The following is a 12,847-nucleotide window of genomic DNA, read 5'->3' as shown; positions in this document are numbered from 1 at the left end:
CAGCTTTACGGTTCCTTCCGCGGTATAGAAATTATCCGCGACTTCGGCCAATCCGGGCATAGAATTAAAATCAGGATATGCGCCGGTGGCGATTACCAGCTTATCATAAGGGAACGTTGCGCCACTCGCGGTGGTTACCTTACTTGCGCCGGTGTCGATTTTGGCGGCCGGGTCTACGACTAAGTTTACGCCCGGTGAGAGCAGGCTTTTTTGTGATCGCGTGTAATCCTCGATTCTTGCATGGTTGATTGCCGCAAACAGAAATGAGGGTTGATACACGTGGTCCGCATCGGCGGTAATCTGAGTTACACTGACTTCTCCCCGGTTGATCTCGCTTCGCATGGTGCGGGCAAGGTGATTGGCAACCATCGTGCCACCTGTGCCGCCACCTAATATTACTACGTTTTTAGCCAACCAACTCTCCTCCTACTTTATCTTCTTAACAGCGATACGCCAGTAATCGCCGTCTGAGGCCTTCTCGTTGTACAATAGTTCGTGGCCTACTTTTGCGACCCACTCCGGAATATCCTTCGCGGAGCCGAGGTCGGATGATAATACTTCGACGACGGAACCCACTTCCGCGCCTTTAATGGACTTGATAAGCTCCATTAACGGTCCCGGACAATACGAGCCGCGTGCATCGATCGATTTGTCTACCTTTACGTCTGCCATGATTGTTTCCTCCCTTTTCAGTCAAAATAACTCGGTTTTAAATCCCCCGGTTAAATAACCATGATTTGTCCGCCTTCGGATACACCGAAGAAAGCGGTTACACCAAGAACGTCGTCGACGATGTCGAGGAAGTCCGTCATTTCCCAGCCCATGATATCCATGACGAGGGAGCAAGCATAGACCTTCATCTCTCCAAGCTCTTTGCCGTCCTCGATCATCTTGTAGTACAGGTCGAGGTTTTTGCCGATGATCGTGCCGCCGACTTCACCCATCTGGAATTCTTTTTTCTCAACGGCTTCCTTTGTGAACATCTTTGTGGCACCCATGGTGACGAAGAAGTTGACTTGCATGCCGGATGCTGCGGCGATGGTACCCATGAGAGCACCTGCGTGGAGTTTTTCCAACTCCGGGGACATTAGAACGATTGATAACTTAGGCGCTTCAGCCATTAACGTATTCTCCTTTCCATACCTATACCCGTCAGGGTATTTTCATATTCATTGATTATATAAAAGCTGTGGTCGAACCGTCAATAGCATTCTGCCAGCAAAGTTGCTTATTCCTTGACAAGCAGACTACCGGATTGGTGCAATTAGAATTACGTTTGGATGCGACTCGTAACCTTTGTGCAGATATGTTACCTCTTTGACATGCCATTTTAAGCTGCGGAATCTACAAATACGACTAAGATTATGGTGATGGTTAGCTCCCGAAACAGTGCCCGCATAGCTATTACTTAGCTGCATATTGATATATATCGAACAATATACCTGCCGGCTTTAATTCGTTTTAACCAAATTGGAATTATATAACTAATACCCCCTATGGTAATATTGGCTGCCCGTTTAGCCGCCTCCCGCACTATTGCCGGCTCCTTACGTCCGGAAAGCGCAGCGCTCAAACGTCTCCGGCTTCTATTATACCCTACCGCTAACGGCCTCAACCGTACCACTTACCCGGCTGTTCCTGCAGTTTGCCAGGTTTTTGTTAAGGGATGGGCGTCATGCTGCGATAATTACAATTACACAAAGAAGTACCATGTAAAGTAAGACGACAACGGAGGTGAGACTGGTGGCAAAGGCGGCTCTATTACAAGGGATATTACGGAGGGCTGGGGTTTCCAGAAAGGTGGATACCTTTAGCGTAGTAAGAATCGAGCGTATCTTAGGCGAGCTTGGGATTACGGGCTATGAGTTTGATTTCGAGCCGAGGGTCGTGCGCCTTGCTGAGGAAGCTCATCTTATAAAAGTCATGCTTCACTTCATGCCATCGGGCATCACTGAGGATAGCGATATTGCCATCTCGAAGTTACATGACGACATGGCGCTTAGAATCGGCTCGTGGCAGTTCGAAGCCAGGATATAGGCCGAGATATAATAGGTTGATTAGAGAGGCTCCCGAAAGTCCCCCTTTCATACAACTACAGCGCAACCATTGGTTGCGCTGTAGTATTTTTATGGCCATATTCCCTCTCATGGCTATCTTCTAAGTCAGAGCAGGAATCAGGAATACCGCCAGGAAGTACAGCACAGCGATTACGATGATCACTATCGCCGTGTATTTGATCGCCGCATAAGCAACAAGATTGCTCCGCTCGGGTTCGGGTTCGATTGTTCTGCGCTCTTCTACATCCTTGCGTACATGCTCGTCACGCCTTATCGGTTCGTTCACGTCTGTCACCTCCGGAAGTGAGGTCCTCGGCATGAAAAGGTATTCTACCCTTTCTAAACTCGTTTATCTCCCCGCTTCAGGCGGTTTAAACAGCTACGCACTATGCAGTGCTAACTTCTCTTCCGACAACGCTACGGGTATGACGATGCTTAAAGAGAAGAGCACCACCGCAAAGATGAGGAAGAACGTCTCGAACCCAAATGCGGGGATAAGGCGTCCTCCGATGCCGGTGCCGACCGCCCCACCCACCATCAGCGAGAAGGCCACAAGCGACATCGCAACGCCCCTCGCCCTTTGCGCAAACTCGGTCGCAAGCGTGATCAGCGTCGAGTGAGCCAGCATCGAGCCGATGCCGAGCAGAAAGATACCGGCGCCTATAATGGCTATGTTGGCGGAAAACACCGCGATGCCGACCTCCGCAAGTGCAGTGACAAACAGCCCGATGGCGATGAGCCGCGTCCTGCCGGTAACGGCGACGGCCTTGGCGGAAAGTTTCCCGGCGATCACCGAGCCGATGCCGAACAGCGTTACGATGAGGCCTATCGCCATATAGGTCAGCTTAAATGTATGCGCTAAGTACGCACCGAGATACGAGAACGCACCGAAGATGAAGACGCCCTCGGCAAAGATAGTGAGGTACGCCTTTAAGCTTGGGGCGCTCTTCAGCAGGCCGATATACGGCGCAAACAGCTTTCCTTGTGGATTGCTGCTGGCAAGTTGCCCGGATAGTTGGCGACTGGTGATTATAAGAAGGATGGTGATTGCGGCCGACAGCCCGGCGTAGATGAAAAACACCCCTCGCCAGCTCGCAAAATATGCGATTGTTCCGCCGATGCCCATCGACAAAGCCTGCCCCATAAGGGCTATCCCCAAAAAGCTTCCGATTGCCGCCTGCCTGCGCTCCACCGGAATAAGGTCGCCGATAAGCGCAAGCGAGACCGGTATCGTTGCCGCCGCAAAAATCCCGGTAATCGCCCGGTATAACTCCAAATTGCCAAGACCGGTCGCAATACCACAAAGCGCACTCGCCACAGTGAATAGGCTCATCGTAATCGTAATGACCCTAAGCTTACCGAACCGATCCGCAAGCGGGCCGTAAATCAGCTGAAATATCCCAAAGGGGAGCATGTATGCGGCGATCAATACGCCCGCGCTCGCCGCCTGGATATGAAATGCCGCCGCGATGGCAGGCAGAATCGGTGATACTACCCAGTTATCCGCCATAACTATAAAGGCAGCCAGCCCGAGTATCATCACAAGACGCTTCTGATTCATAACTCCTCCTTTTTCGATGTAAAAACTTGTCCTAAAAAACAAAAAACCCCTCAATCCCATTTGGGACGAGAGGACTCCTCACGCGGTACCACCCACATTCAACACGCCTATCCGTTTTTCGGCTGCCACACATAGAACCCGTAACGTGGGCCTTACGAACCAGACTACTCAGCACAGCGCTAACGCTTTTCATGAGGCCAGCTCAGGGGCGACCTTCGACTTTCATCCATGTACCGGCTCCCACCATCCCGGCTCTCTATTACTGTAAGAAAAGTCTACTACTCCCCGTCATCGCTTTTATCAGTAGATATGTTCCCCGCAGGAGAATGTTAAAGGCTATTCTATAGAACGGCTGGTGGGGTGTCAAGCATTTTCGCAGATAAAATAGTGTGTGATTAAACCGGCATAATCATCAGCAGGCTGACTGGATATATGCTATTGAATGCTAAAGTAATTACTTTTCGCTTTCTCGTGGATTAAGTTTGCGGGTATCTGGGTACTAATCCTAACACAAAGTTTAGGTTAAGGAGGTGAACTGGATGACCAGAACTTCAAGAGTTTTTGTTATCGCCCTCACGGTTGCTTTAGTCATGTCACTCGGAGCACAAACCGCTTTTGCAGGCACATTAGATCTCCTGGGGGTCGGCTGGACCAAATCTCCGGTTAATGTCCAAATAACGGCTAAAGGAAACGTTTCCGATGCCGCAATAGCGGATGTGGAACAAGCTATTAGTGACTGGAACGGTGCAATGAGTAGAGTAAATCAGGCCCCAGCCTTGCAAGTGGTAAATGGATTAAAAGCAGCTGATATAAATATTCAGCTAAAAGGTGGCAGTGGCGTCGTCCTTGGCATGACCTCTTTTAAGACCGAAAGAGCTAGTTGTGCCTTAAAGAGTGTCTCCATCCAGCTAAGCAGCAAGATCTTTGGTCAGAATTTCAGCAATGTAGGAACCCAAAACGTCGCTCGTCATGAGGTGGGGCACGCTCTAGGGCTGGGTCACTGCAACGACGGCCCAAATGACCTGATGTATCCCACCTTGGAATCGTCTGGTATTACCGGCAACACCGTTATGCCGATTTCAGCTTTAGACATCATGGGCATAGATGCTATCTATCCCTTTGATGGCACCTGTGGCACGATACCATCAAGTGTAAGTAATCTAGTTGGAGCAGCACACCAGTTTAATCCCCGTTATTAAGAGCTGCCAATATCAAGGAGAGCATATCGAGTGGCGATATGCTCTCCTTCTTGGCAAAAGCACGGCAAAATAAGAAGTGGACTTGAGCTACATCTCGTCGACAGTCTTAAAATTGAAGTTCAAATCCCCTTCTGGATTAGGTAGACCTTTATAAATCAAGCACACATCAGCCTATTTTGGGCTAAGAGTTTGGCAGCTTCTTCGGCTGTTGTTGGCTTACTAAAGACAAAGCCTTGAGCACCATCGCAGCCAAGCTGACGTAGAAACTCCAGTTGCTCAGCCGTTTCAACACCCTCAGCAACTGTTTCTAGCCCAAAATTGCGTGCCAAAGAAACAATCGCCTTGGCAATCGCAATATCATCAGGATTATCCATAAGGTCAGATACAAAAGATTGGTCGATCTTTACTGAGTCTACCGGAAATTTCTTTAGGTAGCTAAGAGACGAATATCCGGTCGCAAAATCATCAATTGAGATTCTAATACCCTTTTCCCGTAATTCGTAGAAAATCGTAGCGATGACTTCAGTATCTTTTATTACTGCATTTTCCGTAATCTCTATATCCAAGTATTTTGGATTAAGCCTAGTCTCTTCTAGTATGCGACCAATCCTTTCAACTATGTTCGGTCGTTCAAAATATCTAGGTGACATATTGACAGCAATGCGAACCGGCAGAAGACCTTCGTCTTGCCAAGTCTTGTTTTGCTTGCAGGCAGTTCTAAGCACCCACTCGCCAATCTCCGAAATAAGACCAATTTCCTCTAGCACAGGAATAAACTCCGCTGGATAGACCGTCCCAAATCCGGGATGATGCCAACGAAGCAGTGCTTCCATGCAAAATATTTCGCCTGATAAAAGATCTACTTGCGGCTGGTAATATATTTCAAACTCCCCATCGTCTAAAGCTTTCCTAATTCTATTTTCAAGATTGAGGCGCTCTGTAATTCTAGTATTCATAGATGCAGTATATAGTTGAAAACTATTCCTTCCCTGCTCCTTAGCGCGATACAGGGCCATATCTGCATTTCTAAGCAGCGTCTGCGAATCTTTGCCGTCGTATGGATAAAGACTGGCTCCGATACTCGTTGTCACATACAGCTCACGGCCATCAAAACTAAACGGGGGCTTAAGGGCGTTAATAACATTTCGCGCGATTCCGGACACATCCTTAGCGCTACTTATTCCTGTGAGCAAAACAGTGAACTCATCGCCACCCAACCTCGCAACTAGATCGCTCTCTCGCAGGCAATCCTCTAATCTTGCGCCAACGTCCTGCAGCAGTTGATCGCCGACAGTATGCCCTAACGTATCATTCATGGCTTTAAAGTTATCTAAATCCAGAAACATTACCGCAATCATCCCTTTAGTATGGTACGCGTTAGATAATGCCAAGTTAAGACGACTGGTAAAAGTCGTTCTGTTTGGAAGCCCGGTTAATGTATCATAGTAAGCCATGTAATTTAGGACTTCTTCGGTTTTCTTGCGTTCGGTTATATCTTCAAAACTCTCAACGCCACCTATTACGTTGCCATCTGCATCCTTGATTAGGTCCGCATTCTTTGATAATATCCGCTTCTCCCCGTCTTTTCGCTTTATTATGCACTCTTTACCGAGGATTGGCTTTACAACATCAGGAGTAAAGAGGTTACAAGTTTTTGTGCATGTATCCATGGCAAAAACAGCGCAGCTTTGACCGAGCGCTTCGTTTGAGGAATACCCCGTTACTTCCTCAGCTTTCCTGTTAAAGCTCGTTATGATGCGATTAGTGTCAACCGTAAATATAGCGCTGGGTATGACCATATAGAGTTGTTCCATGTACTCTTCGGTCATTAAAAATGTATTTTTATTAGTCTTATGTTTGATTGCTATTTTACGTTTAGGGTGCTCTGTCATCTGAATAACCTGATTCTTACCTTTATTAGCATTAATAACTTATCGGTAATGAGACAGCTTGCTTGAGTATACAGACTGCCCCAATCATATCCGCAGGCAAAAAAAAGAGAACGGTGTGAAATTTCCAATTCTCTTCGGAGCCGATGCCAAGATTCGGTGCCAGACACCATTCACTTTCCCTGCCAGCACTAATATACTTTCAACTTTGAGGATTTGTTATTCCTAGATATATTAATCACCGCTAAACGGCTCGATGATACCATTCTCGAGGAATTGAAAGTCCAAATCCTCTCCCGGGTTATCATTTTGAAAAATGAAAAAACGCCTGTAGAGAAAGGCGTTTTTTCGGTCTTAAAAACGGTGTAGCCCTAATCCAACACTATTCGAACCAGAAAGAGCAGCTAGATAAGTTGGAGGGATATTTTGAGAGCCTCGCCAGATAACTTGCTGGTAGGGGTGTAATCCTCTCTCTTGCCCTGCTTTTAGTTTTCACTTCAGCGGTTTTTTATCAATGCGTGGTTTTATCCAGTAGTAGTATGCAACCCCTATGGCTACCACGACCATGTTGATAACAGCCGATTCGAGCGGCAAGGCAAAGATAAGGATAAGTGTAGCGGCAAGCCCTAGCACCGGTATGGTCGGACTGTAAATCCGCTTGCCCTTAAGGCGTAACGCGCAGATGTTCGTCAAAGCGTAGTAGATGAGAAATGTGAGGCTGCTCGCCGCTATAACAGTGCCAAGCGTGGAATAGAGCGCCGGTAGGGTGACTAGTAACCCCACGGTGATAACCGCCCTGGCCGGAACCTGGTGGCGCGGGTGGAGCACGGCAAGCCAGGCTGGTAGGTCACCGCCTTGCGCCATTGCAAATATCACGCGAGAGAGCGCAAGAACCTCGGTAAGGAGCACGCTTCCGATTGCTGCAAGCGCTCCGATCGATACCATAAGTTCTCCGGGATGTCCGGCAAAGCTGGCGGCAGCCAAGCTGAGCGGCGCCTTGCTTTGCGCGATAGCGTTACTACCCACAACACCGACGGCCACGCCCGAGGTAGTAAAATATAGTGCTGAGGCGATAAAAAGTGCTGCGAACATAGCTTGCGGCAGGGTCTTTTTGGGGTGGTTTACCTCCCCGACAAGCGTGACGGGACGTGTGAAACCAGCATAGGCAAAAATCATAAGTGCCGTGGCTCGGAATAGCCCGCTGATATTTTCCGGATTGAATGGCTGGAAGTTGGCCATGCTCACGCTCGGGATACCGATGATGGCAAATCCCGCCAGAACAGCTATCTTGGCGATGACCAATAGGCCGTTAACGAGCGCCGAGGTGCGAATTCCAAAATAATTGAAAGCGGTTGCAAGGGTGATAAGCACTATTGTGGCTAGTTTGAGGGATATCCCCGGCAGGAGCAGGTTGAAGTATCCGATAAACGCCAGGGCGAATGTGGAGCTAGCGGTAATTCCACCGAGTAAGTAGAGCCAGCCTGCGATAAAGCCTATTACCGGGGATATGAGAATGCGCCCAAACTCATATGTCCCGCCTGATTTCGGGTAGCGGATACCGAGTTCAACCGAGCTCAAACCGTTCAGGCCTGCAACGATTGCCCCGAGTGGGATTGCAAATAGAAACGCCGAGCCCACTGCAGCCGATGCTTGGTTTATGGTTACGAATATCCCCGCCCCAATAATAGCCCCGAGAGCGATTCCGGTGGTATCGAGCACTCCGAGAGAACGCACTAGCCTGGATTCCGACATAATTCTTTCCTTAGGTGTAATAGCTTAAGTAACTTGATACAATCCGCTATTCTTTAGTACCCGAAAGAGCTTAGTCCACGCTAGGATATGTAATCCGCTCTCCCGTTACCTTGGCCCAAGGGGTCAGGACATGGGGTGTTACGCGGCTTTTGCCTATGATATCCAGTACTTGGAATCCTCTAATAAGCAATGCATCGGCAATCAGACGCCTATGGCACCGCCAGGGGACGGCTTCGGCGCACATAATAGCAATTCGCTCGTGATCACTTTGTCTAATTAGCTCATTTATCCTGCGCTGAAATTCCGGGGTTTGCATGTAGTCGGCGTAGCCCCGGAACGATTGGTTTTCCCAACCGGTATTTACTGAATCTTTACGGGGATGCCGCAGACCACCTAGACCGGCCATGTGCTCGTAACTAATACCATGCTCCTCTAGGGCTGCAGGCAGAGTTTCTATGTTGAACTGGGGGTTATGTCTCGATCGGGGAACGGTCCGAACGTCCACAACCTTTGTAATCCCGTTGGCCTTGAGAAGCTCCACGAACTCATCAAGCGACCTGTTCGAATGTCCTATCGTATATATTTCTGTTGCCATTTATATAGTACATACCCAACTCTGTGTGCAGAAGGGTTAAAGCGTAATAGCGAGGGTTATGCCGCTTCAAACCGACGCTCGTCTAGCGTTAGCTCAAATGCATTTTGCAGCGTGTGCTCTTCGCCAAGCTCTCTTTGGGCCGCATGAAGGTGGTTGGCGGCGTTTTTCAGGTTAATCTTAATCTTGATGCCTACGCCCTCAGTAATGCCATTTGCCTTTTCCAAATCCATGAGCTCTCTCAGCCAAGGTGCGCATTTCTGTATAAGCTCCTCGGCGGCATCTGTGTTGTTTTTTAGTCTGTTGTCTTCCTTCATGCTATCCCCCTATCCGACGGTAATCTCGCCGTGCATCCTACCATGATAATCACAATGATACTTAAAAGTGCCTTTATCCTTGAAAGTGTGGCTGTAGCTTCCACCTGGGTCTACCTGCCCCGAATCAAACGAGCCATCATCTGCGGTTACCGTATGCGGAACCGAGTCATTATTGGTCCACGTTACCTCTTCGCCGGGCTTTACGTTGATCTCCGACGGTTGGAAAGCGTAGTCTCTAATCTCGATAGTTGCTTCTGGCAATCTTTGTTCCATGATTTCACCCCATTTAAATTTAACGCTGCCTTATATACTTCCCGCGTGATTTGAAAGTTAAATATTCGACCTAGGATTCTACAAGCATCTAGCAGGGCTGCGCCAAATGTCAGCGGGGCGAGCTCAAACGTTTTTTACGAGAAGTTAGCTTAGTTTTGTTATTGCGTGCAATAAATTAAAGGCGCCTGCACGTGAGCACCTGGGAAGCACATATGGTTAAACAATACGGTTCTAGAGAATATTTATCCGTAGCGATTGCCGGGAAGGTATCTAAAGTTCTCATATTTGAGGGATTAGCATGAAGGAGATTACTCTCTACCTTAAACCTATTCCGCCATTTCACCTAGAGCTTACTGCCTGGGCCCTTCGAAGACATCCAAACAATAAAATCGATATGTGGGATGGCGGCTATAAACGTCTATTCATTATCGATGAAAATCCGATTGAGCTGTCGGTAACCCAAACCGGTGCCCTCAATCATCCCGAGCTTCTTGTAAGGGCTCTCGGTGAAGATCTGCCCAATAACGCCGAAGGAACCATAGCGGCTTTTCTTGCCAGTTTACTTGGACTAAATATCGATTTAACGGGATTTTACAAAAAGGCAAAAGATGATGCAAAGCTAGAACCGCTTATCGAAAGGTTTCTGGGGGTAAAACCGCCACGATTCCCAACGGTTTTCGAGGGTATTGTAAATGGTATCACCTTCCAGCAAATATCCTTAGCGGCGGGTTTTCATTTCCTCTATAGGCTCTGTCAGAATTACGGGTTAACACTAAAAGGTCTAGGCTATCCGGCGTTTGCTTTTCCCAGACCCAAAGATCTAGCGTTTCAAAAGATCGAAGATATCAGGGCTTTAGGCTATAACATGAACAAGGCCCGGGCACTCATTGAGCTCTCTCGTTCCATCGTTGATGGCGATCGCAACCTTGAAGCTGTAGCCAGCATGAGTGATGAGGAAGCTTTACAGTTCTTAAGCGAGATACGCGGGGTCGGTCGTTGGACAGCAGAGTATACCCTGCTTCGCAGCCTGGGACGGATCAACATATACCCGGGTGATGATGTCGGCGCTCGCAATAAACTTAAACGATGGCTCGAGATAGAAGAGACACTTAACTACGAGAGTATACGTCGCATCCTATCAAAATATGATCCATTTAGCGGCATGATATATTTTTATCTGCTCTTAGACCAGCTCGCAAGAGATGGGGTTATTGTGGCTAAACCAGCAGAATACTTGGATTAGCGTTTATGTTTTTGATTTCGTATGCGCATCTTCTCCAATGTAATCTTAAGATACCTGTTATAACCATCAGGACTCATCCAACCTTTTGGGCAGGTGACCTTCGTAAGCTCTTCTTTACGAAGTTTCAGGAATTGGTGAGATTTACTTGTTTTTCTTCTTACTCGTACCCTGTAAACACCTTCAATGACATCTCTCACCCTTGCTATTCTTCCGTCTGGTATTTTTACACAATCGCCCTTCTCAATCTCTTCTAGCATCTCAAGCTGCCTTTTGGCCGGCGTTGATGCCAACACCGTTTAAGAATCTTCGAATTGAGGATGCGCCGATGTAGTGGATGCGTTCATCGAGGTCTGCAATTAGGCGGTCGGTATCACCTTTGAAGCTTTTAGCGTATGATTTAAAAGAGCCGTACTCCTGCTGTATCTTTTTAAAGGCTCGGGCGTTTAGTATAGTAGCCTCGATTTTCTTGCGGTTCCTTATAATACCGGTATTTGATAGAAGCCGCTCTACGTTAGATTCGCTGAACTCGGAGACCTTTTCAATCGAGAAGTCATCAAATGCACGAGTAATCTCCTGCCAGCGCTTAATGACCGGTTCAGTACCGATTATCATCCGAAATATTTCGCAGGATAGCGCTACAAAATATTCATCATCACTTAGATGTTCCTTCGGTTTTACAAACGGACATATATTATCATCAGCCATAAGTTGTATATGCTCACATGTGATGGGTTTCTAACAGGGGGGATGTTCGCCCTTACGCCATAAGTCGGGTAGCTATCTTAAGAGGTTGGAGCCATGCTCCTCGCCGGGCAACCAATCAATAACACAGATTCCCATTCCACATTTACTACCTTTGAGTTGCCAAGCATAAAAAATACCCCTCTTTAGAGGGGTATTTCGATGTAGCCGGGACAGGATTTGAACCTTGCTTAGCTTAATTGTGTTAGATAATGAAAAACGGGTGTTAGGTTAACTAACACCCGTCATACCTCGCGCGCCCGGTAGGATTCGAACCTACGGCCTTTGGTTCCGGAGACCAACGCTCTATCCCCTGAGCTACGGGCGCCAGTAATTATTACTGCTATGTCTGAATTATCGACAACATCGTTGTCTGTACTGCGTATTCAAGATACCTGGTGGCGCGGTGCATGTCAAGCTGGATGAGGGGCAAGGGGTTACATCCCCGAAGCCTGGTCTCTTAACCCTACAGCTTGTCCGGGGCTTCGCCTGTGGCTTCTTCTTCGGCGACGCGCTCGCGCATACGTTCGGCTGTGTGGGCGCGCTCCTCCGAGAAGTCGGGGTTTTGCGGCGGGACGTAGGATTTGCCGTCTTCGATTGCCGACTGGATGTCGTCGGTTGCCAGTTCCTCGTCGGCAGCTATAACCTCTACGGGGCCGAATTCTTCTATTTCGGGCTCGGCGATTCCGGGCCAGGGTTCGTCCCCGGTGTAATTGATTTCAACGACTTCCAGATTGTTTACCACCTGTGCGATACCCTCAACGCTATCAAGAAGGGTTTCCGCCGCTTCCTTTTCTTCTTGACTGCTAACGCTTCCCTCAAGGTATACGGTCGCATTGTCAACCGTAACCTCTATATAAGTAGGCTCGACCTTCTCGCTGGTCGAATAGGTCTCATTCACTATGTTGAATATCTCGTCGGCGGTCATGGGCGTCTCTTCGGCGGATAGATTAAACTCGTCTCGCGTTGCCATCGTGAACACCCCTTTCATAAGAATTAAACTAGAACTAATCTTCAAATGCTCACATAATGCACTACCTGATACAACCCACCGGTCAAAACATCGTAATCTATGAAAATCCCGCGTGACTACTGCCATGAAATTGCGGATATTTTCGTTCTCTTAAAGCTGTTCTACCCGCTATTTTCGAAGCTAAACAGCTTGAAAAAGAAGAGGGGCTAGCCTGTCGCATTAAGGCGTGAGAGAAGTTCTTCTTCGTAGA

At 48.0% G+C, this 12,847-nt stretch carries 16 protein-coding genes, 1 tRNA gene and 1 other annotated feature; of the genes, 3 read left to right on the top strand and 14 right to left on the bottom strand.

Annotated features, from left to right (window positions below):
* The 3 genes from ACYC56_RS07840 to ACYC56_RS07830 all read right to left on the bottom strand — a co-directional run.
* Positions 1-414, bottom strand: a 414-nt coding sequence (locus tag ACYC56_RS07840) for an FAD-dependent oxidoreductase (protein ID WP_461373625.1), incomplete at its 3' end; no start/stop codon positions are given.
* Positions 415-426: 12 nt separating this feature from the next.
* The gene (locus tag ACYC56_RS07835; protein WP_461373624.1) at positions 427-672 is read right to left on the bottom strand and encodes a sulfurtransferase TusA family protein; all 246 of its coding nucleotides are present in this window, start codon (positions 670-672) and stop codon (positions 427-429) included.
* Between the two features lie 50 nt (positions 673-722).
* Complete coding sequence (locus tag ACYC56_RS07830; RefSeq protein ID WP_461373623.1) at positions 723-1,121, bottom strand: hypothetical protein; 399 nt, start codon at positions 1,119-1,121, stop codon at positions 723-725.
* Positions 1,122-1,743: 622 nt separating this feature from the next.
* Here ACYC56_RS07830 and ACYC56_RS07825 point away from each other — a divergent pair.
* Positions 1,744-2,037, top strand: coding sequence for a hypothetical protein (locus ACYC56_RS07825; protein ID WP_461373622.1), 294 nt, complete (start codon positions 1,744-1,746; stop codon positions 2,035-2,037).
* Positions 2,038-2,157: 120 nt separating this feature from the next.
* On the opposite strand, the gene ACYC56_RS07820 is transcribed toward ACYC56_RS07825, so the two are convergent.
* Entirely contained in the window at positions 2,158-2,343 is a 186-nt protein-coding gene (locus ACYC56_RS07820; RefSeq protein ID WP_461373621.1) for a hypothetical protein, read from the bottom strand.
* A gap of 93 nt (positions 2,344-2,436) precedes the next feature.
* Positions 2,437-3,618, bottom strand: coding sequence for an MFS transporter (locus ACYC56_RS07815; RefSeq protein ID WP_461373620.1), 1,182 nt, complete (start codon positions 3,616-3,618; stop codon positions 2,437-2,439).
* A gap of 58 nt (positions 3,619-3,676) precedes the next feature.
* Positions 3,677-3,919, bottom strand: a binding site (T-box leader).
* Between the two features lie 238 nt (positions 3,920-4,157).
* Between ACYC56_RS07815 and ACYC56_RS07810 the strand changes: the two genes are divergently transcribed.
* Entirely contained in the window at positions 4,158-4,817 is a 660-nt protein-coding gene (locus tag ACYC56_RS07810) for a matrixin family metalloprotease (protein WP_461373619.1), read from the top strand.
* Between the two features lie 155 nt (positions 4,818-4,972).
* Here ACYC56_RS07810 and ACYC56_RS07805 read toward each other — a convergent pair whose 3' ends face one another.
* From ACYC56_RS07805 to ACYC56_RS07785, 5 genes are all read right to left on the bottom strand, one after another.
* Positions 4,973-6,709, bottom strand: a complete 1,737-nt coding sequence (locus tag ACYC56_RS07805; RefSeq protein ID WP_461373618.1) for a sensor domain-containing protein — start codon at positions 6,707-6,709, stop codon at positions 4,973-4,975.
* 489 nt (positions 6,710-7,198) lie between these two features.
* Entirely contained in the window at positions 7,199-8,458 is a 1,260-nt protein-coding gene (locus ACYC56_RS07800; RefSeq protein WP_461373617.1) for an APC family permease, read from the bottom strand.
* A 70-nt stretch (positions 8,459-8,528) separates the two neighbouring features.
* The gene (locus ACYC56_RS07795) at positions 8,529-9,053 is read right to left on the bottom strand and encodes a DUF488 domain-containing protein (protein ID WP_461373616.1); all 525 of its coding nucleotides are present in this window, start codon (positions 9,051-9,053) and stop codon (positions 8,529-8,531) included.
* 56 nt (positions 9,054-9,109) lie between these two features.
* Complete coding sequence (locus ACYC56_RS07790) at positions 9,110-9,367, bottom strand: hypothetical protein (RefSeq protein ID WP_461373615.1); 258 nt, start codon at positions 9,365-9,367, stop codon at positions 9,110-9,112.
* 9 nt (positions 9,368-9,376) lie between these two features.
* A complete protein-coding gene (locus tag ACYC56_RS07785) occupies positions 9,377-9,640 on the bottom strand; it encodes a cupredoxin domain-containing protein (protein WP_461373613.1) in 264 nt (87 codons plus the stop codon).
* 298 nt (positions 9,641-9,938) lie between these two features.
* On the opposite strand from ACYC56_RS07785, the gene ACYC56_RS07780 reads away from it, so the two are divergent.
* Positions 9,939-10,883: a DNA-3-methyladenine glycosylase family protein gene (locus ACYC56_RS07780; protein ID WP_461373612.1), complete on the top strand. Its 945-nt coding sequence runs from the start codon at positions 9,939-9,941 to the stop codon at positions 10,881-10,883.
* Here the strand turns inward: ACYC56_RS07780 and ACYC56_RS07775 are convergent.
* The 4 genes from ACYC56_RS07775 to ACYC56_RS07760 form a co-directional block, all read right to left on the bottom strand.
* Complete coding sequence (locus tag ACYC56_RS07775; RefSeq protein WP_461373611.1) at positions 10,880-11,140, bottom strand: hypothetical protein; 261 nt, start codon at positions 11,138-11,140, stop codon at positions 10,880-10,882. The genes ACYC56_RS07780 and ACYC56_RS07775 overlap by 4 nt on opposite strands.
* 1 nt (position 11,141) lies before the next feature.
* Positions 11,142-11,588, bottom strand: coding sequence for a DNA-3-methyladenine glycosylase I (locus ACYC56_RS07770; protein ID WP_461373610.1), 447 nt, complete (start codon positions 11,586-11,588; stop codon positions 11,142-11,144).
* 291 nt (positions 11,589-11,879) lie between these two features.
* Positions 11,880-11,952 (bottom strand) — tRNA-Arg (locus ACYC56_RS07765).
* A 138-nt stretch (positions 11,953-12,090) separates the two neighbouring features.
* Positions 12,091-12,597, bottom strand: a complete 507-nt coding sequence (locus tag ACYC56_RS07760) for a BON domain-containing protein (RefSeq protein WP_461373609.1) — start codon at positions 12,595-12,597, stop codon at positions 12,091-12,093.
* Positions 12,598-12,847: the final 250 nt, after the last annotated feature.

Source organism: Candidatus Aquicultor sp., assembly GCF_054640775.1.
The sequence above is the reverse complement of the archived record's forward strand: the minus strand, read 5'-3'. Positions and strand labels throughout refer to the sequence as shown.